We start from the raw sequence: 25,182 nt of genomic DNA on the forward strand, positions 1-25,182 counted from the left end.
CAGTCGTGAGACATCCTGGAGGTATCGGAAGTGCGAATGTTGACATGAGTAACGATAAAGGGGGTGAGAGACCCCCTCGCCGAAAGACCAAGGGTTCCTGCTTAAAGTTAATCTGAGCAGGGTTAGCCGGCCCCTAAGGCGAGGCAGAAATGCGTAGTCGATGGGAACCACGTTAATATTCGTGGGCCTGGTGGTAGTGACGGATCACACAAATTGTACAGTCTTACTGGATTGATTGTGCAGTGGAGTGGTTCCAGGAAATAGCTCCACCGTATAGACCGTACCCGAAACCGACACAGGTGGTCAGGTAGAGTATACCAAGGCGCTTGAGAGAACTATGTTGAAGGAACTCGGCAAATTGCACGCGTAACTTCGGAAGAAGCGTGACCCCTTTTTACGCAAGTGGAGAGGGGTGGCACAGACCAGGGGGTAGCGACTGTTTATCAAAAACACAGGGCTCTGCGAAGTCGCAAGACGACGTATAGGGTCTGACGCCTGCCCGGTGCTGGAAGGTTAAGAGGAGAGGTGCAAGCTTTGAATCGAAGCCCCAGTAAACGGCGGCCGTAACTATAACGGTCCTAAGGTAGCGAAATTCCTTGTCGGGTAAGTTCCGACCTGCACGAATGGCGTAACGACTTCCCCGCTGTCTCCAACATAGACTCAGTGAAATTGAATTCCCCGTGAAGATGCGGGGTTCCTGCGGTCAGACGGAAAGACCCCGTGCACCTTTACTATAGCTTTACACTGGCATTCGTGTCGGCATGTGTAGGATAGGTGGTAGGCTTTGAAGCTTGGACGCCAGTTCGAGTGGAGCCATCCTTGAAATACCACCCTTATCGTCATGGATGTCTAACCGCGGTCCGTTATCCGGATCCGGGACAGTGTATGGTGGGTAGTTTGACTGGGGCGGTCGCCTCCGAAAGAGTAACGGAGGCGCGCGATGGTGGGCTCAGACCGGTCGGAAATCGGTCGTCGAGTGCAATGGCATAAGCCCGCCTGACTGCGAGACTGACAAGTCGAGCAGAGACGAAAGTCGGTCATAGTGATCCGGTGGTCCCGCGTGGAAGGGCCATCGCTCAACGGATAAAAGGTACGCCGGGGATAACAGGCTGATGACCCCCAAGAGTCCATATCGACGGGGTTGTTTGGCACCTCGATGTCGGCTCATCGCATCCTGGGGCTGGAGCAGGTCCCAAGGGTTTGGCTGTTCGCCAATTAAAGCGGTACGTGAGCTGGGTTCAGAACGTCGTGAGACAGTTCGGTCCCTATCTGCCGTGGGTGTAGGAATATTGACAGGATCTGTCCCTAGTACGAGAGGACCGGGATGGACATATCTCTGGTGGACCTGTTGTCGTGCCAACGGCATAGCAGGGTAGCTATATATGGAATGGATAACCGCTGAAGGCATCTAAGCGGGAAACCAACCTGAAAACGAGTATTCCCTATCAGAGCCGTGGAAGACGACCACGTTGATAGGACGGGTGTGGAAGCAGGGTAACCTGCGAAGCTTACCGTTACTAATAGCTCGATTGGCTTAATCGTTCTCATTGACAATGCTCATCGACTTCCTCGATGAGCCATCTGTTTAGCGCTCACGCATGAGCGGCTCGTATACGAGCCTATGCTCCGCGAGGGCGCCGAACGATCGGCGACGCGCTTTGCGCTTGCGGACTTCGTCCGAAGGCGCCAAGCAAAACGTCGACGAATGACGTGTTCACAAAAAAAACGGGCAACGCCCGCCAGCTTCTCACATATGCAAAGCATCAATACGGTTCCGTATTAACGCTTTGGCACCCTTCTGAGCGCAAGCGAAGAAGATGGGTTTGCCAAAGAAAAGGGAACACTATTGATGCGAAGCATCAACATTGCCCTTAGCTGACCTGGTGGTCATGGCGGGGCGGCCGCACCCGTTCCCATTCCGAACACGGCCGTGAAACGCCCCTGCGCCAATGGTACTTCGTCTTAAGACGCGGGAGAGTAGGTCGCTGCCAGGTCTGCTAATGGCAATGTTGATAAATACATCAAAACACTCTTCTCTCACACACTTCGGCCCTGCCGAAAACCTCGGGCCGCGCAAGCGGCTCTTTCGCTTTAAAGCCCCTGAAATACGAGGCAAAAATAACAAAACTCGACATCTTACCGCCCACAAAACCCGGGTGGTAACCCAAACAAAAATCGTTTGATCTGTCGAAATATATCCCAAACGGGATGCAAGAATGGTAACGCGGGGTGGAGCAGCCCGGTAGCTCGTCAGGCTCATAACCTGAAGGCCGCAGGTTCAAATCCTGCCCCCGCAACCAATCCCCCGCTATACCAACCCTGCTATAACATCAAAGCCCCCAACGGGGCTTTTTGGCGTTCGAAAATCTCACAAAAACGCCTCTGGAAATAAGGCAGAGAAACTGGATCAGCTGTTACATCATGCCTCGGGCTTCCACATGGCTGCCATCGCTGTCCTTCCTGACGTAAAAACCATTCGGGATCGCTTCCTGAACAAGCGGAACATGGGATATCAGTCCAACGGTGCGGTTCTGGCTGGCTAGGCTATTCAAGGCCTGCAAGACCAGATCAAGTGTGCCTGAGCCGTTTTCGGTGTCGAGGCTGCCAAAGCCTTCATCGAGGAAAATGGTATCGAGACGCACTTTGCCGCTGGCGCTTTCGACCACGTCGGCCAGGCCGAGGGCGAGTGCGAGGGCGGCGATGAAGGTTTCACCACCGGAAAGTGTCGCGGTGGGTCTGGCCTTGCCGGTATGGACATCGAAGGCGAGAATGCCCAGCCCACGCTTGCCCCGTCCACCGGATTCGATGTCGCGTTCCAGCCTGTAGCGCCCATTGGTCATCGGCCCCAGCCGCAGGTTGGCGGCCTGCAAGACCTGCTCAAACATCGCGCCGATGGCGAAGGTTTCCAGTTTCAGCTTTTGCCGGTTCTGGGCGTCGAACAGGCCAGCCAACTCCCGCAGGGGACCGGACATTGCCTCAGCGTCGTCAAGCCGTTTGGCAATGCCGGCAAGCTCCTGCTGCAATTTTTGCAGCTGATCGAGCCGCGCTGCCGTTGCCGCGCGCAGCGTAACCGCTGTATCGAAAGCAGCTTCCGCTGCCGAAAGCGCATCTTGATGGGCGAGAAGGTCCGGCAGCTGTTTACCGGCGAGCGATGTTTCTAATTCCACTACTTTTTCACTGTCGCGCTGCAATTGGCGTTGGTGGTCCTCTACCGTCGCTTTGTCACGCTGAAGCGTAGCAATGGCAGGTTTCAGGCGTTGTAGATCCTCCCGCGTCAGGCCAGCGTCGCGCAGGCGGGCCTCGAAGCCCAGATTTTCCTTTTCGTGACGGGCCTGCCGCTCGGCCAGGATATTTTTGGCGGCCTCGCTGTCTTTTTGTGCACTCAACGCCGCTTCGCGCGTCGCCGTGGCAGCCTCTTCGCTGCGCTTCAGCGCGGTTTCCCGGCTTGTCATCAAGGCCTTGGACTGTTGAAGATTGCGCTCCAGCGCTGCTTTATCCCGCAGAGGTGCCGGGATTCCGGACAGCATTTCGGCAAGCCGCGCTTCATTATTGCTGGTCTCGGTTTTCAGATTGGCCAGCCGGTCCCGGTGCTGGTCCAGCCGGGCTTGCGCATCGGTGATGGCTTTTCCAAGACTTTCCAGCGCGGTTTCAGCAGCGGCGATATCGATGGCCGGGCCAAGCCCGCGAAGGGCGTGCTCCATATCTTCCATGTCCTGGCGCAGGTCCTGGATAGGACGCTCCGGCCGCTCCAGATCCGCCAGCCTGCCTTGACGTTCATCGACCGTGGCTTGCGCAGAGGCATGACCGGTGGCGCTGTGCTGCTCTTCCAGTCGAGCCTTTTCCAGGGCCTGTTTCGCTTCACGAAAGGCCTTGTCCAATCCGGCCTCGGTGCTGTCCCCCATGACAGGGGCCGGATGGTCGGTCGCACCACAAACAGGGCAGGGGAGACCAGGTGCCAGTTTTGCTGCCAGATGGAGAGCCTGCGCGGAGGCGAGCCGACGTTCGGCCTGATCGAACAGTGCTGCGGCCTTGGTGGTTTGAGCCTGCCGTTCGGCATGGATGCTTGCGCTATGGTTTAACCGCTGGCGGGCCTGTTGCAGATCTTTTTCGGCCCGGTCCACGATCTCGGCCTGCTTCACGAGAGCCTGCAAGGCCGTAAGGTTTGCAGTCAATGATTGCCTGCGCTCATGGGCCTGCCGCGCCTGTTTCAAGGCTTGTTCCCGGGCCTGCCGCTTGCCAGTCAGCTCGGCAAGACTAGTTTCTGCCGTTTGAAACGCGCTCTGTTCCTCGTGGACGCGCCGTTTGGCCGCCTCGACTGATGCCGTGAGGCCGGTGGCTTTTTCCAGCACATCCCGATCACGTTCCAGCTGGTCGATTGTCCGACGCAGCGTTTCGATTTCGCTTTTGCTCTGTAATTGTTGCTGGTAGGCCGCTTGCGCCTGTTGCGCGGTTACCTGCGTCGATGCCTGGATCTGCACTGCCAGAGACAGTGCGGCCTGTGCATCCTTGCAATCGCGCTGTGCCTCGATCACTCGGTTCTCGGCATCGGCCAGCGTCCGGGCCCGTTCGGCGGCTGTGACCTGGGCTTGCAGCGCGGCAATGTCTGCGGCCTGGTCGAGGGTTTTCTGCCTTGCCTGGCGAGCGGCGTCCATGGACTTGAACAGGCTGTCGGTGGTTCGTGCCGCTTGCAGCGCAGCGCGGGCTGTGTCTGCCTCTATCCGGCTGTGCTGCTCGGCCTGCTGATGGTCGATGAGCGATGATGCCGCCTCGGCAATCCCGTCTACCAATGCCTGCATGCTGTCGAACCCGTCGGCACCGAGGCGGCGAAGGCAGACGGCGCGCTCCTCGCGCACCAGCCGTTCGGCGCTTTCGGCGTCGCTCTTGAGTTTTGCCGCCAGCCGGCGATAGAGCGACACATCGAAAAGGGCGCTTAGAATATCCTGACGCTCCTGGGTTTTGGCGGCAAGAAAAGCCTCGAACCGGCCCTGCGGCAGAAGCACGATCTGCTTGAACTGTTCAGGACCGTAGCCCAGCAGATCGGTGATTTTTTCGCGGACCAGACCGATTTTTTTCTCGGCCAGCACCTTGCCCGGTTGGGCGGCGGTAATCTCGCTTTCGCCAAAACCGGTGGCGTCGAACAGCCAGGCCTCATGGGCGTCCCGGGTTTCGCCACCGCCGCGTTGTTTTGGCCGCATCTGTTCGGGGCGCCGGCGGATGACATAGCGGCGGGCGCCGAGATCGAATACGAATTCCACCTCGGTGGCGAGGTCGGGCGATGCATGGTCGGAGCGCAGCGAGATGGTATCCTGCTCGGCTCTGGCTGCTTCGCCGAACAGGGCAAAGGTCATGGCGCTGAAAATCGTCGATTTTCCTGATCCCGTCTGGCCGTAAATGCCGAACAGGCCAGCGGCGACCGCTTCGCGAAAATCGATGGATTGGCGTCCGGCATAGGGGCCGAAGGCCTGCATCACCAGGCGGACAGGTCTCATGCGGCATTCTCCTCGGCGTCCAGATCGTCCAGCATGGCCGTTACCAGCGCGCGTTCTGGCTCTGAGATTGGTTCTTCACGAACCTGGGCGATGAAATCGGCAATCACCTCCAGCGGATCGGCCGGTGCAGCCGTGCTGACGGCGAATTTCAGCTCCGGCGCCCGCTCATCACGGGCATAGGTCAGCTGGCAGGCATTCGGAAACACCGCCCGCAACCGCTTCATCGGATCGATCAGCGGGGTGGGATCGGTGAGCACTGCCTTGATGAAGTCCTGAGACGGCTGGGCCAGGAGCAGATCGGCCAATAGCCCGCGCAACAGGCGCACGGCCCGTGGAGGTTTGAAATCAATGGTTTCGATCCGTGCCTGACCATCGGCGTCGAGATCGACCAGGGTCATGGATTTCTGTTCGCTGGCCTCGCCGAAGCTGAAGGCAAGCGGCGAGCCGGAATAGCGGATGTGAGGCGCCGAGACACTCTGCGGCCGGTGCAGATGACCGAGTGCCACGTAATGGGCGCCTTCGAAAATCTCCGGCGACACGGTCTCAATACCGCCGACGCGAGCCAGCGGACGCTCTGTATCGCCGCTTGTTCCTCCCGCGACAAAGGCATGGGCGATCACCACCCAGCGCGCACCCTCCGGCAGGCTGTGGCGTGCGTCGGCCATCTGGGCGGCCAACACGTCCTGCGGTGTGGCGATGGCCGGGTCGGCAAAACATTCACGGGCGGCAAATTCATAGGCGAAGGGCAGGGCGGAAAACGCCACCGGTCCGTGGGCGTCATGCAGGACAAGGGGTGTTATATCTCGTGCAATTGGGCCCTGAATGAGCGCGCGCTGCCTGTCGGTCATGATTGCCATGGCGCCGATCCGGTCGCCGGAATCATGATTGCCGGCAATGATCGCCACGGCGGCGGTGGTTTCCATTGCTACCCGCGACAGAAAGGCGTTGAACTGGCGCACCGCTGTTGCCGGAGGCGCTGCCCGGTCGAAAATATCGCCGGCAATGATCAGGATATCGGCACGGGTTGTGGTGAGGGCATCGACGATCTGGTCGAGAATGGCGTCTTGATCCTCATCCAGCGATAATCCGTTGAGCTGGCGGCCCAGATGCAGGTCGGCGGTGTGGAGGATTTTCATGGCGTCCGATCCGGTGAGCGATGTCCGTCAGGATTATCTACCGGCATAACGCCGCAGGCTCCAGATGAAACACCGGCCAGGACGGCTTATCCCGGGCTCTTTGCATGCAAGGCGAGGATGTGTTGATGTCTTCGGTCCTCGGTAGAGTGGTAAGCCGGATAAGGATTGCCTTTTTGCTATTCACCTGCGATCACTTTGGTGCAGCGGTTTGGTTTTTTTGCTATCCTGCTGGGCAGGATGGCTTTCCGGCAGCCTGGCTTGTCCTTATAAACAATCTTCTTGAATGGACGACGCAAGGGCGTTGTCCGGCACGAACCGTGGTCCGCGTGATAACCAGCTGATGGAAAAAAGCCTACTCCTTTATATATGGCGGCATACGCGCAAGCAGCAGATCTGGGTTCTGACGATTGTTATCCTGTCGATGGTGCCGTATTTTCTGGCCTTCGACCTGCCCAAGCGCATCATCAATGGGCCGATCCAGGGAAGCGGGTTCGAAGCACCGGACTCGCGACAGCCGCTGTTTGCCTTCGACTGGACCGTGCCTTTGACCGATTGGTCATTGCATTCGGACGGCATTTCCCTTGACCGTATGTCGAGCCTGATGGCGCTGAGTGGCGTCTTTCTGTTGCTGGTGATCGTCAACGGGTTGTTTAAATTCTACATCAACACCTATAAGGGCAGGCTTGGAGAACGCCTGCTGCGGCGGATCCGCTATGAGCTGGTGGACAGGGTGCTGCGGTTTCCGCCGAGCTATGTCAAACAGATCCATTCCTCCGAAGTCTCGACCATGGTGCGCGACGAGGTGGAGCCGTTTGGCGGTTTTACGGGGGATGCCTTTGTGCAGCCGACCATGCTGGGCGGCCAGGCCTTGGCCGCGCTGTTCTTCATTTTCCTGCAGAATTTCTGGCTTGGCACGATTGCAGGCGCAATGGTCGGTCTTCAGGTCGGCATCATTCCCAAAATGCGCCGTCGCTTGCTCATCCTTGGCCGTCAGCGGCAGCTTCAGGCCCGGCAATTGGCCGGCAAGGTCGGGGAAATCGTCGATGGCGTCGGCACGATCCATGCTTACGATACGTCCAATTATGAACGCGCCGATATCTCAAAGCGGCTCGGCGATATCTTCAAGATCCGCTACGATCTCTATCGCTGGAAGTTTTTCGTCAAGTTTTTCAATAACTTCCTGTCGCAACTGACGCCGTTTCTGTTCTATTCCATCGGCGGCTATTTCGCGCTGAAGGGCAGTCTGGACGTGGGCCAGCTGGTGGCGGTCATCAATGCCTACAAGGATCTTCCCGGTCCGTTGAAAGAGCTGATCGACTGGGATCAGTCCCGCCAGGACGTTCAGGTGAAATATGAACAGGTGCTGGAACAATTCGAACCGCCGCAGATGATCGATCCCGCGCTACAGGCGCTGGCGCCTGTGGGAATGGCCGCCCGTGCCGGTCAGCTCGCATTGCAGAATGTGACCTTGCAGGATAGCGGCGGGGCCAAGGTGGTGGAAAATCTCAGTCTGAAAATCGGCCCGGGTGAGACGATTGCCGCCATCGACAATCGCGGTGTCGGGGCTGAAGTGATGGCCGAAGCCATTGGCCGGTTGAACTGGCCGGTGGCGGGCAAGATCGTGCTTGGGGATGTCGACCTGCTGGAATTGCCGGAATCGGTGACGGGTCGGGCCATTTCCTATGTGTCTGCCGATGGTTATTTCTTTCATGGCAGCCTCAAGGAAAACCTGATTTACGGCCTGAAACATGCGCCGACCAATTCGGTGAATTATACCGGACGTGAGGCGATCAAGCGCCGTTGGGAGATCAAGGAAGCGCAATTGTCTGAAAACTCCGATCTTGATCCCAATGCGGACTGGATCGATCGGCGGGCGACGTCCGTGCTGCACGGTGAAGCCAGCGACTTGAAGAAATCGATTTTGACGGCGCTGGATACCGTGCAACTGACCAGCGATGTGATGGAGCTGGCGCTGCATTCCATTGTCGATCCGCTTGAATATCCGGACCTGACGGAAAAAGTGGTGGAGTTGCGTCTGGCGCTGCGTGACGAATTGCAGCGGCAGGGTCTTGCCAATCTCGTGGTTCACTTCGACCCCAATGCCTATAATGCCGAGGCGACACTGGGCGAAAACCTGCTGTTTGGAACGCTGCGTCCGATTGTCAATGGACCCGTCTATGCCCATCAGAGCGATTATTTCTATGATGTGCTGGAACGCGCCGGTCTGCTTAGCCTGTTTTACGAGATGGGCTTCCTGATTGCGGAAAACCTGGTGGAAATTTTCGGCGGTCTGCCGGCCGATCACCCGTTCTTCCAGCAGCTCGATGTCCTGACCGCTGACGACGTGGTGTTTTACCAACAGATCCTGCAACGCCTTCAAGGCCGAACCAAGCCGGTGCCAAACGAGGAAGAGCAGCGGGCGATGATCCGGCTCAGCTTCAATTATGTCGAGCCGCGCTATCGTATGGGTGTGCTGACGGCTGAAGTGATGGATAAGATCGTCGGCGCCCGCGACCTGTTTCACGATAACCTGTCACCGGATTTACGCCACAGTATCGAACGCTACGATCCGCACCGCTACATGGCGGCGGCGACGCTGCGCGAGAACGTGATCTTCGGTAAACTCGTCAATCGCAATCCCGAAGCCCTGCCGAAATTCCGCGAGCTGGCGGCAAAACTGAGCTCGAAGAAAGGCCTGACGGAACGGTTCCTGGCGCTGGGTCTGGAGTTCGACATCGGCAGCGGTGGCCGCAGGCTAACCATCGTTCAGCGCCACAAGCTCAACCTTGCCCGCGCGCTGGTGCGCCGTTGCGACTATTATATCTTCAACAAAGCCCTGCCGGGTCTCGACGCTCGTGTTCAGGAGGATATTGTTAAGGATGTGCTTGCATTTCTGCGTGAGCAGGACAATGATCCGTCTATCCTTTGGGTTTTGTCGAACACATCATTGTCAAAAAACTTTGATCGTGTTCTGATACTCGACAGCGGTTCATTGGTCGCGGACGGCACGTTCGAGGCTCTGGGCAATGAAAATGATATTTTCAAGGCATTGGTGGCATGAGGGGTCAGGCCACCGAAAACCGGGAAGTTGGTGGCAAGCATGTTACTGCGAGACGAAGTGCAGCTATTGCGGAATATTCCATACTTCAAGCACGTCGATCCGTGCAAACTGAAGCTTCTGGCCTTCGCCTCGCAAAGGGCCACTTACAATCCTGGTGATACGCTGTTTCGCCATGGCGATAATGGCGATGCCGCTTACGTCATTCTGTCAGGCAAGGTCGATTTGATTGCAGATCTGCCCACAGGCGAAGCCAAGATCGGCGAAGCCGTCAGCAGATCGATCATTGGTGAAATGTCGCTTCTCTGCAATAGCCCAAGGCGGATGACGGCAAAGGCGGTAACCGAAGTTGAAACCCTTCGCATCGCCAAGGACTGCCTGACCAAGGTCATGGCCGATAGCCCGCGCATGAGCATGGAATTCAGCCGCGCACTTGCCGAACGGCTGCGTGTCATGACAATCGAACTCGACAACGTGCGCCCGCGTCAACTCTCTCTGGTTGACTAGAGGTCGGCGAAAACAAGGTCTTATAATCGTCAAATCGCCGATATTTCAGGCGGATTTGAGGCAAATGCCCTGCATTGGCGAAGTGTATTGGCGATGTCGATGCAAAAAATCACGGCAACCGGCGATAAAAGAAATAGCGGTCTTTCTCGATATGATCGAGGACCGGTAACGGCTCGAGTGCTTCGTGGTCGAGCGGCAGGCCACTCAGCGCATAGCCGCCGGGCCGCAGCATCCCCGCCACCATGTCTGGCAGCCAGGTGAGCGTGACCGCATCTCGATCTGAATAGCCCGTGCCGATATCGGCATGGACGAAGGCCGCACCGCAGCCGATGAAGTCCTTGCCGGTCTGGTCGATTTCCCCGAGGATCAGGTCGCCGTCCTGCGGAATGGAGCTGCTATGCGCGCCCAACTGCCGGTCGAAGGCGACGATGCGGCGACCGGTGAAATTCTCCCGCAAATGACTGAAGGTCCGGCCATTGCCAAGGCCGATTTCCAGCACCGGCCCGTCGGGCAGAGGATAATTGTCGCGGATATGGTTCAAGAGATCGCGCTGGGCGCTCATGCGGTTGATGAAACTATCGAGACGGCTCATGGGATCACGCTTTCACAATCGTGTGGCCTGCGACCTGATCGGCAATGCTGCGGCGGGCAAGGGCGTTGCGGGTATCGACGATCAGCGGACACCAGTCGGCCAATTGCTGGTAATCGACAGTGTCATGATCCGTGGCGATCAGCACCGCATCGAAGGCAGCGAGGCTTTCCTCGTTCCAGGCGATGCTGCGGCGGCCTTTCAGATGGCTATATTCGCGGGTTTTCGGAATTTCGGGCAGGAATGGGTCGAAATAGGCGACCTCGGCGCCGCGTTCCAGAATAAGCTCCATCAGCCGCAGCGACGGGCTTTCCCTGATGTCAGGAACGTTTTTCTTGTAGGCCAGACCCAAGATTAGCACGCGCGACCGGCTCAACGCTTTGCCGGCCTTGCGGTCCAACGCTTCGGCCAGCCTGGAGACGACGTGATGCGGCATGGACGTGTTGATCTCGCCTGCCAGCTCGATGAATCGCGTCGGCTGGTCGTATTGGCGCGATTTCCAGGTCAGGTAAAACGGATCGATGGGAATGCAATGGCCGCCGAGGCCCGGGCCGGGATAAAACGGCATATAGCCGAACGGCTTGGTCTTGGCGGCGTCGATCACCTCCCAGACATCGATGCCCATGGCGTCATAGACCAGCTTCAATTCATTGACCAAGGCGATATTGACAGCGCGGAAGATGTTTTCGGTCAGCTTGACGGCTTCCGCCGTCGCCGTGGAGGAGACGGGCACCACGGTTTTGACCACTGCACCATAAAAGGCCGCCATCAAGGCTGAAGCGTCGGGGCCATCGCCAGCGATGATCTTCGGAATGGTCGAGGTTTCAAATTCGCGATTGCCGGGATCTTCCCGTTCCGGGGAAAAACCGAGGAAGAAATGCTCTCCGGCCCGCAGTTCCGAATGTTCGAGGATCGGCTTTACCACTTCCTGCGTGGTGCCGGGATAGGTGGTGGATTCCAGTACGATCAACTGGCCGGGCCTGAGCGACTTGGCAATCTGGCGGCAGGTGTTTTCCACATAGGACAGGTCAGGGTCACGGTTCTTGGTCAGCGGCGTCGGCACGCAGATGGCGATCACGTCATAATCGGCCAGCGCCAGGAAATCCGAGGTGGCGGAAAGGCGGCCCGCCGCGCATTCTTCGCGCAGAATATGCTCCGGCACGGCCTCGATATAGCTTGTCCCGGCTTCGATGGCGTCGATCTTGGCGGCGTCGATATCAAAGCCCATCACCGTGAATCCGGCCCGGGCAATGCTCACGGCCAGCGGCAGGCCGACATAGCCGAGGCCGATCACCGCTGCCTTTGCATGGCGGGACTGGATGGCAGACAGCAATTCGGCGGCAACGGGATGATGGGACATGGGGGGATAAAGCTCCGCAGGCGATTTCAATACCGGCTTCAGTTGCGGTCCGCATGATGGGATGTCAAGGGTGTGCGATGATCTTGTCGGGCAATGTTGATCGGCTGTGATAGGTGACGAGAAATCTGCCTCTGCCTCTTGCAACAGCCTGCGGACTGCGCACATGTCCCTTCATGACGATGAGGCTGCCCATGAAAATCGGCTTTTACGCGCCGTTGAAATCCCCTGACCATCCGGTCCCCTCCGGCGACCGGCTGATGGCACGCCTCCTGCTGCGGGCCTTGCGGCTCGCGGGCCATGATGTCACCGTGGCGTCTGATCTGCGCAGTTTCCACGCGACGCCGGAGACGGTTCTGCCGGATCTGGCCCAGGCGGCGGAGGAAGAGATCGAGCGGTTGACCCGGCTTTATCGACGCCAGGGCAAGCCGGATCTGTGGTTTTGCTATCACCCGTATTACAAGGCGCCGGACCTGATCGGCCCCCCGCTCTGCCGCCGGTTTGCTATTCCCTATGTCACCGCCGAGGCCTCCTATTCGCAGCGGCGCAATCTCGGCGTCTGGGCTGGTTTTCAGGATATGCTGCTGGAGACGATCAGCAGTGCCGCTGTCAATCTCTGCCTGACGGCGCGCGACATGCAGGGCTTGCAGGCAGCCGTGCCGCAAGCCCGGCTGGCCCGGCTAACCCCTTTTATCGATGCGCAGGTCTTTCTTGCTCGCCCGCAGCAGCCAGAGCAGCATGTTTTGGCAACCGTGGCGATGATGCGCCCCGGCGACAAGATGAGCAGTTATGGCGCGCTGGCCAAAGCGCTGGAACTGCTGCCCGATCTTGCCTGGCGGCTGAAGGTGGTGGGGGATGGACCCTGTGGGGCCGAGGTGCGGGCGCTGTTTTCCGGCTTTCCGCCGGATAGGGTCGAATTCCTGGGCGAGCAACCGCCGGAAGTCGTCGCCGAGATCTTATCGACCGCATCAATCTATGTCTGGCCTGGCCATGGCGAAGCCTATGGTCTTGCCTATCTGGAGGCGCAGGCGGCAGGACTGCCGGTCGTGGCCGAGGCCGTGGCAGGCGTGCCGGAAGTGGTTGCGCCTGATATCACCGGATTTTTAACGCCGCCCGGCGATGCGCCTGCCTATGCGCAAGCCATCGCGACCCTGCTGACCGATGCACAGCGACGGAGCGCGATGGGGCAAGCGGCCCGCCAGATGGTCAAGCAGGATCGCTCGATTGAGGCGGCCAGCGCCCGGCTTTTCACTGTTCTGGAACAGTGTCTGGGCGATAGTGCTAAACTGGAATCGGAAGGCGGCAGTCATAATGTCTGAAATTCTCTTGAGGCAGCGCCTCGATGATCTCGCCGCCCAGGGAAAGACCGTTAGCCTCTGGCTGCGCGATGACGATGCGGTCGAGCCCAGTGATCCGCTGGAGACTTTGCTGGCACTTGCCCGCCGCTTCCAGATACCGCTGACGCTGGCGGTCATTCCCGAGCCGACCGGTGCGGCGCTGGCCGGATTGCTGCGGGCAGAATCCCTTGCCACCATTGCCGTGCATGGCTGGAATCACCAGAGCCACGCTGGTCCGGGTGAAAAGAAGCAGGAACTTGGCGGGCATCGTCCGGCGGCAATCGTCCTGGACGAGCTGCGCCAGGGATTGGCCAAGCTGCACGGACTTTACGGCGAACAGCTGCTGCCGATGCTGGTGCCGCCCTGGAACCGGATCGACAAGGCTTTGCTGCCAGCGTTGCCGGGTCTCGGCTTTACGGCGCTGTCGGTGTTTGGCCGGGAGAAGCGCATAGATACTCTAACCCTTCTCAACACCCATGTGGATGTGATGGATTGGCACGGGACGCGCGGTGGGCGGGATGCCGATATCCTGTTTGCGGAACTGGCGGACTATTTGGCGCCGGACACTGAACCTTTACACGCCATCGGCATCCTCACCCATCATCTGGTTCATGACCAAGCGGTCTGGGATTTCCTGACGCGGCTGTTCGCGCTGACCGTCACCCATCCGGCCTGCCGCTGGGAAAGTGCGCGGACATTGCTTCAGCGGCAAGCATAAGCGCCTACCAGGATTTCCAGCCGATCAGCAGGCCGCCATCCGTGGTCAGGGCTGCATCCCGAGCTGCCTCCACCTCGGTAAATGGTGCGCCGCGTTCCAGATTGGCGGCAATGAGGCGCGCGTCGGGAACGGTAAAGCTGGTGCCTCGAAACACCACGGTCATCAGCAGCGGCCCGGTAGACCACCAGGCGGGGGCATCCGGCAGCAGCGCCATGGCCTGCGGCATGGCCTCAATGATCCGCGCAAAGACCGGATGGCCGGGCGGGCTGGCGATGAAGGAATTGGTCATCAGCAGGCTGCCGAGACCTGTCTGACGCGGCGTGTCTTCGGCAAGGGCGGCAAGCCCGACCAGAGAAAGACAATCGGCAAAGCCGATATCGTCACGGGCCGGATACCAGTCGCAATCGAGGTAGATCCCACCGAATTGCTGAAGGATCAGATAGCGCGCCACATCGACAGCGCCGGGAAAGTCGCCGCGGGCCAGCATGGCTTTAAAGCTTGGATGCTGGTCAAACCCCTGTGCTTCAAGGTCCGCCTCGCGCCACAGCCGATAGGCAAAGCCATGGCGGGCGCAGTGGGCGGCCCAGGCCTGGCAGGCGGGCGGCAAGGACAGTGTTCCGAGCCAGATCTGGTGCAGCACTCTTGGCACTGCCTCGCGGTTCAGCGCTGCCATATCCCGCCGCTCATCGCTGCTGAAGCACGAAAACGGCAAAAGCAGGACCGGCGGTGGCGCAAGTGTATATTGCAGCCCAGTGACCCGCAGCCGGTCTCCGGCAATCTTGGCAAGCTTCAGATAGGCCGAATGCAGCTTGCGCGGCATACCAAGTGCGGTGTCCGGCCCAAGCCCGGCCTGTGCCAGCAAATCGTGGTCGCCAGCCAGGGCATCCAGCACAGCTTTTGCCGCCTCGAGCTCGCGCTTTTTGGCAAGCTCCAGGCTTTGGGCAATCATGGCGCGACTTTTCAGTCTCGGGGGTAAGTCTTGGCTCACGATGACAGGTCCATTTTATCAGTCTTCTGACCTACCGATAAAAAACTGACATGTGCAAGCCGTAAAGCCATGTCCGGGTCTCGATTGAAGCATGTGTGTCAGCGATAGACATCAATGATTTGCTAAGATACGGTGGCTACAAAGTCATAGGATGGGTTGGGAAAAGTGACGCATGGCAGAATGCGCAGATCTGCTTTATGTGGATAATATCAGTGTGTCTTTTCCCCTGTTGGGTGCAAGCATCCAGGCGGTCAAGTCTTTCAGCATGGTGCTGCGGCCCGGCAAGGTCACGGCGCTGGTCGGTGAATCCGGGTCGGGTAAATCCGTGCTCGGGCGCTCGATCATGGGCATCGAATCCAACCTGGCACAGATCAATGGCCGGGTTGTTTTTAATGATCCCCAAAAGGCAGCGCAGGTCGATCTGCTGTCTTTGCCCTATGACGGGCGCCAGATCCGCCAGATTCGTGGCAACCGGATCGGCATGATCTTCCAGGAGCCGATGACCTCGTTTTCGCCGGTCCATACCGTCGGCAACCAGATCGAGGAAGTGTTGCGGGTCCACACCGCGCTTTCGCCGCGCGAACGCCAGGAGCGGCTGGAGGAAATGCTGGGGCTGGTGGGCTTCAACGACCCGGCCCGTGTGGCGACCATGTACCCGTTCGAGCTGTCCGGTGGCATGCGCCAGCGGGCGATGATCGCCATGGCGCTGATCTGCAATCCGGCACTGCTGATTGCCGATGAGCCGACCACGGCGCTTGACGTCACCATTCAGGCGCAGATCCTCAAGCTCCTGAAGGAATTGCAGGAAAAGCTTGGCATGGCGATCCTGCTGATCACCCATGATCTCGGTGTCGTCGCAAGTCTTGCCGATGAAGTCGTGGTGATCTACCGCGGCGAGGTGATGGAATCCGGCCCGGTCGAAGCAATTTTCAGCGCGCCGCAACATGCCTATACCAAGGGCCTGATGCAGGCGGTGCCGCATTTCGACATGGACCGCAATGAGCGCCTGAAACCACTTCGCGAAATCCACGTCGATACCGGCCGGTTGATGGACAAGTGTCGTGCTCCGTCCGGCGGCGACGGCGTGCTGCTTTCGGTGCGCAATATTTCCAAATCCTTCCAGTCCAAGGGGTCGAACGGGTTTTTCTCGCGCGCTTCTTCGCCAACTTTGGCCGTCAATGATGTCTCCTTCGATATTTTTCGTGGTGAAACCCTGGGCTTGGTGGGCGAAAGCGGTTGCGGCAAGACCACGCTCAGCAAGATTTTGATGCGCGGCGTCACGGCCGATCAGGGCACGGCGATCTATCATGGCGCCGATGGTCCGCTGGATATGCTGAGGGCTGAAGGACCAAAGCTGCAAGACTTGCGCACCCGCATCCAGATGGTGTTTCAGGACCCGGTTTCTTCCCTGTCACCGCGCATGACCGTGCGTGGCATCATCAGCGAACCCCTGGAAATTCACGAGCGCGGCAACCGGGCCGCACGGCTGGATCTGGTCAACCGGCTGATCCATGCAATCGGCCTGCCGGAATCCGCGCTGGGCCGCTATCCGCATAGTTTTTCCGGTGGGCAGCGGCAGCGGATCGGCATTGCCCGGTCGCTGGCGCTGGGGCCGGATCTTGTCATCTGCGATGAGCCAGTCTCGGCGCTGGATGTCTCGGTGCAGGCGCAGATCCTCAACCTGATGAAGGATTTGAAGACTGAGCTTGGTCTGACCTATCTGTTCATTTCCCACAATCTGGCTGTGGTGAATTACATGGCCGACCGGGTTGCGGTGATGTATGCGGGCCGTATTGTCGAGATTGCCCCTTGCGAGGTGATCATGCGCGATCCGGTCCATCCCTATACCAAGAAATTGCTGGCGGCGGTGCCGCTGCCCAATCTGGATCATCCGATGGATTTCAACCTGATCGGTGAGCCGTCGCTGGCCGCCAAGAAGAGGTGGGCCAGGCATTTTCACGATGAAGGCGATCCGGCAACGCTTGCCCATGCCGATCTGGGTGGTGGCCATCTGGTTTTGGCCCGCCGTGAGGTGGATGCAAGGGAGTTGCGCTCGTGATCCGCCACCGCCTTACCCGCCGTCGGGCGCTTGCGCTGATGTCCGCCGCCTTTCTGCCGCGCCCGCTTCTGGCAGCGTCTCATCCAAGTGAACCGGAACTGCTGAAAGCCAAGGTCGAGGCTGGCCAACTGCCGCCAATGGCTGAGCGTCTGCCGAAAGTACCGCGCGTCATCCCTCTTTCGGGACCTGAGCGGGCGCCGGGGCGCTATGGCGGCACGATCCGCATGTTGATCGGTGGCCAGCGCGATATCAGATATATGTCGATCAATTGTTACTGTCGGCTGATCGGCTATGACCTCGCCTTCAATTTCCAGCCGGATCTGCTGGAACGGTTCGAGGTGGTCGAGGAGCGGATCTTTACCTTCCACCTGCGCGACGGCCATCGCTGGTCGGACGGTTCGCCGTTTACGGCAGAGGATTTCCGCTATGTCTGGGAAGATATGTTCCATGACAAGAAGCTTTACAAGGGTGGAATTCCCACGGTTTTCCGGGTCAATGACAAGGAGCCGGTCTTTGAGGTGCTGGACGCGCTGACCGTTCGTTATACCTGGGAGGACCCTAATCCGGATTTCCTGGCCGAGCTTGCCGCCCCGACCGCAACGCGTCTGATGATGCCCGGCGCCTATCTCAAGCAGTTCCACCACAAATACCAGACCAAGGAGAAGCTGGAGGAGCTGGCCAAACGAAACGGCGTGCAGGATTGGGTGCCGCTGCATCAGAAAATGTCGCGCATCGTGCGCCCGGAAAATCCTGACCTGCCGACGCTGGATGCCTGGCTTCCCCGGACTGCGCCGCCATCGGGCCAGTTCATCTTCGAGCGTAATCCTTTCTATCACCGGGTGGACGAGAACGGCTTGCAGCTACCCTATATCGACAAGGTGGTGATGGGCGTTGGTTCCGGCGACCTGATTTCGGCCAAGACCGGCACGGGCGAAAGCGATCTGCAATTCACCAATCTGGATTTTGCCGATTATACTTTCCTGAAAAACGCCGAGAAACGCTATCCGATCAAGGTCGATCTGTGGAAGCGCACCCAAGGGGCGCGCATCGCGCTGATGCCCAACCTGAATTGCAAGGATCTGGTCTGGCGCCAGGTGCTGCTCGATGTTCGGGTGCGCCGGGCGCTGTCCCTGGCCATCAACCGCGAAGAGATCAACAAGGCGGTGTTTTTCGGCCTGGCCCAGGCTTCCGCCAATGCCATCCTGCCCGAAAGCCCGCTGTTCAAGCCGGAATATCGCGATGCCTGGGCCGGGTTCGACCCCGATCAGGCGAATGCGCTGTTGGACGAGGCGGGATTGACCCGCCCTGATCGGCATGGCCTTCGCTTGTTGCCGGACGGGCGTGAGGCAGTGCTGATCGTTGAGAGCGCCGGGGAAAGCTCCTTCGATTCCGACGTGCTGGAGTTGATTACCGATCACTTCCGCAAGATCGGCTTTCGCCTCTTTGTGCATATCTCGCATCGCGAACTGTTTCGCCGCCGGATTACCAATGGCGAAACGGTGATGGCCGTCTGGCAGGGATTGGACAATGGCGTTCCGACCGCCGATATGTCGCCGCGTGAATTGGCGCCGACCAGCGACGAACAGCTGCAATGGCCGCTCTGGGGCCTGCATACGCTGTCGGGCGGTGGCGATGGCCGAGCGCCGGAAATTCCCGAGGCGCGAGCGCTGCTTGATCTGTTTCGGGCCTGGCGGCAGTCTGATCTGCTGGAGGAGCGCACGGCGATCTGGCATGACATGCTGCGGCTCTATACCGATCAGGTCTTTACCATCGGCATCGTCAATTCCGCCTTGCAGCCGGTGGTGAAATCGCGAAAGCTCAGGAACCTGCCGGAAAAAGGCCTGTTCGGCTTCGTCCCGACCTCCCAACTCGGCGTCTATATGCCGGATACATTCTGGTATGATGAGGATGCGACATGATCCGCTATATTCTCTGGCGCATCGCCGTGATGATCCCGACGCTGATCATGATTTCCATGCTGGTCTTCACCATTATCGAATTGCCGCCTGGCGATTACTTTGAAAGCTATGTCGAGGAAATGCGGGCCATCGGCGAAAAGGCCGATTTGCAGGAAATCGAGGATTTGAAGGCGCGCTATGGTTTCGACCAGCCCGCGCCGATCCGCTATTTCAACTGGGTCACTGGCTTCGTGCAGGGCGATTTCGGCTATTCTTTCGAATATCGCATGCCGGTGGCCGATGTGGTGGGAGACCGGGTCTGGCTGACCATTCTGGTTTCCACCGTCACCATCGCGGTCACCTGGCTGCTGGCCTTTCCGATCGGCATCTATTCGGCCACCCATCAATATAGCTGGGGCGATTACGGGTTGACCCTGCTGGGCCTGATCGGCATCGCCGTGCCGAATTTCATCCTGGCGCTTGTCATGATGTATTTCGCCAATATCTGGTTCGGCATCTCTATCGGCCATCTGATGGACCAGCGCTTTCTGGGTCAGGCGATGAGCTGGGACAAGTTCAAGTCTATCCTCGAACATCTCTGGATTCCGGTGATTATCATCGGCACGGCGGGCACCGCTGGCATGGTGCGCCGTGTCAGGGCCAATCTGCTGGATGAGCTGCACAAGCAATATGTGATGACGGCGCGCGCCAAGGGCCTGCATCCGTTTCGGGTGCTGATCAAGTATCCGCTGCGCATGTCATTGAATTTCTTCATTTCCGATATCGGCTCGATCCTGCCGACGATCATTTCCGGGGCGGAAATTACCGCCGTCGTGCTGTCTCTGGAAACCACCGGCCCGATGCTGATCCGGGCGCTTCAGGACCAGGACATGTATCTGGCCGGGTCGTTCCTGATGTTCCTGGCCGTGCTGACGGTCATCGGCGTGCTGATCTCGGATATCGCGCTGGCGCTGCTTGATCCGCGTATCCGTTTGCAGGGAGGGCGCAGCAAGTGAGCGATCCGCGAATGCCTTCCACCGGCCCTGCCTCTGGCGCCTTGGCACATTACGTGTCGCCAGCTCCGTTTGACCCCTATGCGATTGAAGATGAGGCAACATCCCGGCGCTCACCGGTAGACCAGGCCTCGCAATTTCGCCTGACCTGGTGGCGGTTCAAGCGGCACAAACTGGCCTATTATTCCGGCATTCTGCTGTTGACGGCCTATCTGATGATCGTCGTCATCGAATTTTTAGCCCCCTACAACGTCCATAGCCGCAATGTCGACCGGATCTACGCGCCGCCGCAAGCCGTGCATCTGTTCGATGAGAACGGTTTTGTCGGGCCTTTCGTCTATGGCCGGACGATGTCGCTGGATATGGACACATTGAAGCGGGTCTATACCGACGATCCGCAACAGGTGCAGAAGCTGCGGTTTTTCTGCCGTGGCGACAGCTATCGTTTCTGGGGCCTGGTGGACAGCGATCTGCATCTGGTCTGCCCGGCGGAAGGTGGCAATTTCTTCCTGCTCGGCACCGACCGGCTGGGCCGGGACGTGCTGTCACGCATTCTCTACGGCGCCCGGATTTCGCTGACCATCGGTCTTCTGGGCGTGATGACCAGTTTCGTGCTTGGCATCGTCATCGGCGGGCTGGCTGGCTATTGGGGCGGCTGGTTCGACATGGTCGTGCAGCGCATTACCGAAGTGCTGCATTCCATTCCCAGCATTCCGCTGTGGCTGGCGCTGGCGGCGATCATGCCGCCGGATTGGAGCCCGTTGCTGGTATATCTCGGCATCACCTTCATTCTCGGCCTTTTGGACTGGACGGGGCTGGCGCGGGCGGTGCGCTCTAAGCTGCTGGCGCTGCGCGAAGAAGATTATGTGCTTGCCGCCCAGATGATGGGATCGGGGAGCGCCCGCATCATCGGTCGCCATCTTATTCCCGGCTTCATGTCACATCTGATTGCCAGCGCGACGTTGACCATTCCCGGCATGATCCTTGGCGAAACAACCCTGAGTTTTCTGGGGCTTGGCCTTCGTCCACCAATTACCAGCTGGGGTGTGTTGCTGACAGAGGCGCGCTCGGTCAATGTGATTGCGCTTTATCCTTGGCTGCTGTTCCCGGTTGTTCCCGTCATCGTGATCATTCTTGCCTTCAATTTTCTAGGGGATGGTCTTAGGGATGCAGCAGATCCATATAAGTGATCGCTGTAAACAGGAACGGCGACCTTTATTCGTGCCCATGGCTGCTGCTCAGTCCGTCCGGATTGACTGATCCATGCAGTGACACTTCTCGGAGAGACTGACCACATGTCGAGACGACTGGGGCAAGCCCGCATCCTCATGTACAGCCATGATACGTTCGGTCTCGGCCATTTGCGCCGTTGCCGCACCATTGCCCATTCGCTGGTGGAGGATTATCGCGGCCTGCAAGTGCTGATCATTTCAGGCGCGACGATTGCCGGTGCCTTCGATTATCGCGCCCGGGTCGATTTCGTCAAAATTCCCAGCGTCATCAAGTTGCGCAATGGCGAATATACCTCGATGGACCGCCATATCGATCTGCATGAAACGTTGAAAATGCGCCAGTCGATCATCCGCCACACGGCGGAAAGTTTCGAGCCGGACATGTTCATCATCGACAAGGAACCGCTTGGCCTGCGCGGCGAGGTGGAGGACACGCTGACCTATCTGAAGACCCGCGGCACCAAACTGGTGCTCGGCCTGCGCGATGTGATGGATGCGCCGCATCTTCTGGAAGCGGAATGGAAGCGCAATGATGTGCTGGCCAAGATCGCCCGGCTCTATGACGATGTCTGGGTCTATGGGCCGCCGGATTTCTACGATCCGCTGACAGGTATCGACGCGCCACCGGCCTTGCGCTCGAAAATGCGGTTTGTCGGCTTCCTGCAACGCAATGCCCTGACGGGAACCCGGTCGGATCACTCGCCCCAGGAAGATTACCTGCTGGTGACCACTGGCGGCGGTGGCGATGGCGGCGATCTGGTGCGCGATGTCATTGCCGCCTATCAGGCCGATCCGACGCTGGACCAGCAGGCCCTGGTGGTGCTGGGGCCTTATATGCCCGCCGACTTGCGGCAGAAATTCATGGAGGCGGGATCGCGCCATCCAAAGCTGACGATGATTGAATTCGACAACCGCATGGAAGACCTGATCGCCGGTGCCAAGGCGGTGGTGGCCATGGGCGGCTATAATACCTATTGTGAAATCCTGTCCTTCGATAAGCCCGCCCTGATCGTGCCGCGCACCGAGCCGCGTGAGGAACAGTTGATCCGCGCCACCCGCGCTTGTGAATTGGGTCTGGTCAGCATGGTCCTGCCTGATCAATCCTGCGATGGCATGGCTTTTGCACAGGCGATCAAGGCCGTGTTGAAACGCGATCCGCCCTCGGTCAGTGCGCCGGGCATGCATCTCGAGGGCTTGCCGACCATTTCCCGCATCGTTGCCGACTGTCTCGAGGAGCGCGGTGCCGGACGTCTCTCGGTGGTGCAAGGGTAGTATCGTGCCACAGCCAAGAAAGATCGTCGTTTTACTGAAAGGCTATCCGCGACTGTCGGAAACCTTTATCGCCCAGGAATTGCTGGGCCTGGAGCAGGCCGGCTTTGCGCTGGAACTGGTGGCCATGCGCCGCCCGACCGACAAGAAGCGCCATCCGGTGCATGATGAGATCCAGGCGCCGGTGCATTATCTGCCGGAATATCTGCATGAAGAACCGGGACGGGTGCTGAAAGCCCTGTGGGCCGTGCGGCGTCTGCCCGGCTTTCGCCCGGTTCTCACGCAGTTTTTCAAGGATCTGCGGCGCGATTTTTCCCGCAACCGGTTTCGCCGTCTGGGTCAGGCCATGGTGCTGGTGGCCGAATGGCCTGGCAAGGCGGATTGGCTGCATGCGCATTTCATCCACACGCCCGCCTCGGTCGCTTTTTATGCCAGCCTGCTTGGCAGCAGGGGTTTCAGCGTTTCGGCCCATGCCAAGGATATCTGGACATCGGAAAGCTGGGATCTGGCTGACAAGCTGGCCCATGCCGCCTGGGTGGTGACCTGCACGAAAGTTGGCTTTGACCGATTGAGCGCTCTGGCCGACGGACGTGGCAGTGTCCATTTGAGCTATCACGGGCTCGACCTTGATCGGTTTCCGCATTTCGAGGGTGTGCGTCCGGCTCGCGACGGTTCTGACACCGCCGATCCGCTGCGGTTGCTATCGGTTGGCCGTGCGGTGAAAAAGAAGGGCTATGGTGTGCTGTTGCGGGCGCTCGCAGCACTTCCCGCCGATCTCAACTGGCACTTTACCCATATCGGCGGCGGTGACGAACTGGCCCGATTGCAGGCCTTGGCGGATCAGCTTGGCATTGCGGCTCGCATCACCTGGAAAGGCGCGATGGACCAGCGCGATGTGCTGACCCATTACCGCGACAGCGACCTTTTCGCGCTTGCCTGCCGGATCACCGCCGATGGCGACCGCGATGGCCTGCCGAATGTGCTGGTGGAGGCCGCAAGTCAGGGGCTGATGCCGGTCAGCACCACGGTCTCGGGGATATCCGAACTGTTCGTCGACGGCGAAAATGGACTGCTGGTGGAACCTGATGATGCGCAGGCGCTGGCTTTGGCACTGGAGAAGGCCATGCGTGATCCGGCCTTGCGCACCCGGCTCGGGTCCGCCGCCGAGGGCAAGGTGCGGCGGGATTTCGATTACCGCAACAGCATCCGCGACCTGACGGACTTGTTTTCTGGCCGTCAATAAGCACTTGCATAGGGTCTGGTTTCAGGAAATATGCCTTTGATGGCGCATGATATGGCATTCTTTGCGCCTTGCCATTCTGTGAAAAGCAGAAACGTCCCCAGGAGCAAACGTACATGACTCTTCGCCCGAAACGGGTTTTCTTTTATGTGCAGAATTTGCTCGGTATCGGCCATCTGGCCCGGGCCAGCCGATTGGCCGAGGCTATGGTGGAGGCCGGATTGTCGGTAACGCTGGTGACGGGCGGAACGTCGGTCAAGGGCTTTCCGGGACCGGGTATCGAGCATGTGCAATTGCCTGCCGTTCTCTCAGCCACAGGCTTTTCCGGTCTGGTCGATAGTGAAGGCAAGCCGGTCGATGCCAGTTTCGAGACAAGCCGTGCCGCATTGCTGTTGGCGGCCTTCGAGGCGGTTCGCCCGGATGTTGTGATCATCGAGGCTTTTCCGTTCGGTCGCCGGCAGGTGCGCTTCGAGCTTCTGCCGTTGCTGGATGCGATCAAGGCCACGCATCCCAAGCCATTGCTGCTCAGTTCGGTGCGCGACATTTTGCAGGAAAATCGCAAGCCTGGCCGCGACAAGGAAACCGTCAAGCTGGTCCAGGACCATTTCGATGGTGTTCTCGTGCATGGCGATCCGCAATTCGTCGAGCTGGAAGAGACGTTTCCGCTGGCAAAGACCATTCATGACAAGCTGCATTATACCGGCCTGGTCGCCGCCCCTGAGCCGGAACCGGCGGAAGAGGTCTTCGACATCGTCATTTCGGCGGGGGGAGGGGCGGTCGGTGCCGCCTTGATCGAAGCGGCGCTGGATGCCCGCGACATTCTCGGCGGTGATCTCGGTGAACAGCTGCGCTGGTGCCTGATCACCGGACCCAACCTGCCTGAGGCCGATTACGAGCGCTTTACCCAGCGCGCACCCGGCACTGTCGCACTCTATCGCTTTCGTCCGGATTTTCCGGCCCTGTTGCCCAAGGCCAAACTCTCCGTTTCGCAAGCGGGATATAATACGGTTTGCGATGTGTTGCGGGCCAGATGTCCGGCGCTGCTGGTGCCATTTGCGGCAGGCGGCGAAACCGAGCAGACGGTGCGGGCGGAAAAACTGCAAGCGCTGGGCCTGGCCGTGGTTATCGGCGAGGACGGATTGAATGGCGGCACCATGGCAAAGGCCATCACCAAGGCGCTGAAATTGAAGTTTCCTAAAAAACTGCCTGTTTCGCTGAACGGTGCCGCAGAAACGGCGCGGCTGGTCAAGGATTTGGTGGAGCAGCGACAGGCGGGATGATGCGTTTATGCC

The 25,182-nt window shown here is 59.1% G+C and carries 16 protein-coding genes, 1 tRNA gene and 2 rRNA genes (1 of these 19 running past the window's edge); 14 read left to right on the plus strand and 5 right to left on the minus strand.

Annotation, left to right across the window (positions count from 1 at the left end):
- The 3 genes from V6582_RS13325 to V6582_RS13335 form a co-directional block, all read left to right on the plus strand.
- Nucleotides 1-1,542 (plus strand): 23S ribosomal RNA (locus V6582_RS13325); it begins 1,371 nt to the left of the window's first position.
- Nucleotides 1,543-1,879: 337 nt separating this feature from the next.
- A 5S ribosomal RNA gene (gene rrf, locus V6582_RS13330) occupies nt 1,880-1,994 on the plus strand.
- A gap of 229 nt (nt 1,995-2,223) precedes the next feature.
- A tRNA-Met gene (locus tag V6582_RS13335) sits at nt 2,224-2,300 on the plus strand.
- Nucleotides 2,301-2,414: 114 nt separating this feature from the next.
- On the opposite strand, the gene V6582_RS13340 is transcribed toward V6582_RS13335, so the two are convergent.
- Together V6582_RS13340 and V6582_RS13345 are read right to left on the minus strand one after the other, a co-directional pair.
- Complete coding sequence (locus tag V6582_RS13340) at nt 2,415-5,489, minus strand: AAA family ATPase (RefSeq protein WP_156631712.1); 3,075 nt, start codon at nt 5,487-5,489, stop codon at nt 2,415-2,417.
- A complete protein-coding gene (locus tag V6582_RS13345) occupies nt 5,486-6,625 on the minus strand; it encodes an exonuclease SbcCD subunit D (protein WP_156631713.1) in 1,140 nt (379 codons plus the stop codon). The genes V6582_RS13340 and V6582_RS13345 overlap by 4 nt, the downstream gene beginning before the upstream one ends.
- A gap of 340 nt (nt 6,626-6,965) precedes the next feature.
- Here V6582_RS13345 and V6582_RS13350 point away from each other — a divergent pair, with 340 nt between their 5' ends.
- Nucleotides 6,966-9,686: an ABC transporter transmembrane domain-containing protein gene (locus tag V6582_RS13350; RefSeq protein WP_156631714.1), complete on the plus strand. Its 2,721-nt coding sequence runs from the start codon at nt 6,966-6,968 to the stop codon at nt 9,684-9,686.
- 39 nt (nt 9,687-9,725) lie between these two features.
- Nucleotides 9,726-10,190 carry a cyclic nucleotide-binding domain-containing protein gene (locus V6582_RS13355; protein WP_156631715.1) on the plus strand — a complete coding sequence of 155 codons (465 nt, stop codon included), beginning with the start codon at nt 9,726-9,728 and terminating at the stop codon, nt 10,188-10,190.
- Nucleotides 10,191-10,299: 109 nt separating this feature from the next.
- Here the strand turns inward: V6582_RS13355 and V6582_RS13360 are convergent, their stop codons facing one another.
- Both V6582_RS13360 and V6582_RS13365 read right to left on the minus strand, forming a co-directional pair.
- On the minus strand, nt 10,300-10,782 hold the full coding sequence (locus V6582_RS13360) for a class I SAM-dependent methyltransferase (protein ID WP_156631716.1): 483 nt from the start codon (nt 10,780-10,782) through the stop codon (nt 10,300-10,302).
- Nucleotides 10,783-10,786: 4 nt separating this feature from the next.
- Entirely contained in the window at nt 10,787-12,139 is a 1,353-nt protein-coding gene (locus V6582_RS13365; protein WP_197434369.1) for a nucleotide sugar dehydrogenase, read from the minus strand.
- A 191-nt stretch (nt 12,140-12,330) separates the two neighbouring features.
- On the opposite strand from V6582_RS13365, the gene V6582_RS13370 reads away from it, so the two are divergent.
- The gene (locus V6582_RS13370) at nt 12,331-13,455 is read left to right on the plus strand and encodes a glycosyltransferase family 4 protein (protein WP_197434370.1); all 1,125 of its coding nucleotides are present in this window, start codon (nt 12,331-12,333) and stop codon (nt 13,453-13,455) included.
- The gene (locus V6582_RS13375) at nt 13,448-14,191 is read left to right on the plus strand and encodes a polysaccharide deacetylase family protein (RefSeq protein ID WP_156631718.1); all 744 of its coding nucleotides are present in this window, start codon (nt 13,448-13,450) and stop codon (nt 14,189-14,191) included. The genes V6582_RS13370 and V6582_RS13375 overlap by 8 nt, the downstream gene beginning before the upstream one ends.
- Before the next feature lie 4 nt (nt 14,192-14,195).
- Here the strand turns inward: V6582_RS13375 and V6582_RS13380 are convergent, their stop codons facing one another.
- Nucleotides 14,196-15,140, minus strand: coding sequence for a glycosyltransferase family 32 protein (locus V6582_RS13380; protein WP_234889665.1), 945 nt, complete (start codon nt 15,138-15,140; stop codon nt 14,196-14,198).
- Between the two features lie 211 nt (nt 15,141-15,351).
- Between V6582_RS13380 and V6582_RS13385 the strand changes: the two genes are divergently transcribed.
- The 7 genes from V6582_RS13385 to V6582_RS13415 all read left to right on the plus strand — a co-directional run bounded on the left by V6582_RS13385 (nt 15,352) and on the right by V6582_RS13415 (nt 25,170).
- Nucleotides 15,352-17,238 (plus strand): ABC transporter ATP-binding protein, encoded by a 1,887-nt coding sequence (locus V6582_RS13385; RefSeq protein ID WP_156631719.1) that lies wholly within the window; start codon nt 15,352-15,354, stop codon nt 17,236-17,238.
- 38 nt (nt 17,239-17,276) lie between these two features.
- A complete protein-coding gene (locus V6582_RS13390) occupies nt 17,277-19,157 on the plus strand; it encodes an ABC transporter substrate-binding protein (RefSeq protein ID WP_156631841.1) in 1,881 nt (626 codons plus the stop codon).
- Complete coding sequence (locus V6582_RS13395; RefSeq protein WP_015917251.1) at nt 19,154-20,152, plus strand: ABC transporter permease; 999 nt, start codon at nt 19,154-19,156, stop codon at nt 20,150-20,152. The genes V6582_RS13390 and V6582_RS13395 overlap by 4 nt, the downstream gene beginning before the upstream one ends.
- 11 nt (nt 20,153-20,163) lie before the next feature.
- Nucleotides 20,164-21,339: an ABC transporter permease gene (locus V6582_RS13400; RefSeq protein WP_060718401.1), complete on the plus strand. Its 1,176-nt coding sequence runs from the start codon at nt 20,164-20,166 to the stop codon at nt 21,337-21,339.
- A 105-nt stretch (nt 21,340-21,444) separates the two neighbouring features.
- The gene (locus tag V6582_RS13405; RefSeq protein WP_156631720.1) at nt 21,445-22,653 is read left to right on the plus strand and encodes a glycosyltransferase family protein; all 1,209 of its coding nucleotides are present in this window, start codon (nt 21,445-21,447) and stop codon (nt 22,651-22,653) included.
- Nucleotides 22,654-22,657: 4 nt separating this feature from the next.
- Nucleotides 22,658-23,893 (plus strand): glycosyltransferase, encoded by a 1,236-nt coding sequence (locus tag V6582_RS13410; protein WP_337739238.1) that lies wholly within the window; start codon nt 22,658-22,660, stop codon nt 23,891-23,893.
- Nucleotides 23,894-24,006: 113 nt separating this feature from the next.
- The gene (locus V6582_RS13415; protein ID WP_156631721.1) at nt 24,007-25,170 is read left to right on the plus strand and encodes a glycosyltransferase family protein; all 1,164 of its coding nucleotides are present in this window, start codon (nt 24,007-24,009) and stop codon (nt 25,168-25,170) included.
- The last annotated feature ends 12 nt before the right edge of the window (nt 25,171-25,182 follow it).

The sequence above is a fragment of the Agrobacterium vitis genome, from assembly GCF_037039395.1.
Lineage (GTDB): Bacteria > Pseudomonadota > Alphaproteobacteria > Rhizobiales > Rhizobiaceae > Allorhizobium > Allorhizobium vitis_E.

Bases quoted from the DNA above. Each gene is read 5' to 3' on its own strand.
- V6582_RS13340 (WP_156631712.1), bottom strand. From the start codon at position 5,489: ATGAGACCTGTCCGCCTGGTGATGCAGGCCTTCGGCCCCTATGCCGGA.
- V6582_RS13345 (WP_156631713.1), bottom strand. From the start codon at position 6,625: ATGAAAATCCTCCACACCGCCGACCTGCATCTGGGCCGCCAGCTCAAC.
- V6582_RS13350 (WP_156631714.1), top strand. From the start codon at position 6,966: ATGGAAAAAAGCCTACTCCTTTATATATGGCGGCATACGCGCAAGCAG.
- V6582_RS13355 (WP_156631715.1), top strand. From the start codon at position 9,726: ATGTTACTGCGAGACGAAGTGCAGCTATTGCGGAATATTCCATACTTC.
- V6582_RS13360 (WP_156631716.1), bottom strand. From the start codon at position 10,782: ATGAGCCGTCTCGATAGTTTCATCAACCGCATGAGCGCCCAGCGCGAT.
- V6582_RS13365 (WP_197434369.1), bottom strand. From the start codon at position 12,139: ATGTCCCATCATCCCGTTGCCGCCGAATTGCTGTCTGCCATCCAGTCC.
- V6582_RS13370 (WP_197434370.1), top strand. From the start codon at position 12,331: ATGAAAATCGGCTTTTACGCGCCGTTGAAATCCCCTGACCATCCGGTC.
- V6582_RS13375 (WP_156631718.1), top strand. From the start codon at position 13,448: ATGTCTGAAATTCTCTTGAGGCAGCGCCTCGATGATCTCGCCGCCCAG.
- V6582_RS13380 (WP_234889665.1), bottom strand. From the start codon at position 15,140: ATGATTGCCCAAAGCCTGGAGCTTGCCAAAAAGCGCGAGCTCGAGGCG.
- V6582_RS13385 (WP_156631719.1), top strand. From the start codon at position 15,352: ATGGCAGAATGCGCAGATCTGCTTTATGTGGATAATATCAGTGTGTCT.
- V6582_RS13390 (WP_156631841.1), top strand. From the start codon at position 17,277: ATGTCCGCCGCCTTTCTGCCGCGCCCGCTTCTGGCAGCGTCTCATCCA.
- V6582_RS13395 (WP_015917251.1), top strand. From the start codon at position 19,154: ATGATCCGCTATATTCTCTGGCGCATCGCCGTGATGATCCCGACGCTG.
- V6582_RS13400 (WP_060718401.1), top strand. From the start codon at position 20,164: ATGCCTTCCACCGGCCCTGCCTCTGGCGCCTTGGCACATTACGTGTCG.
- V6582_RS13405 (WP_156631720.1), top strand. From the start codon at position 21,445: ATGTCGAGACGACTGGGGCAAGCCCGCATCCTCATGTACAGCCATGAT.
- V6582_RS13415 (WP_156631721.1), top strand. From the start codon at position 24,007: ATGACTCTTCGCCCGAAACGGGTTTTCTTTTATGTGCAGAATTTGCTC.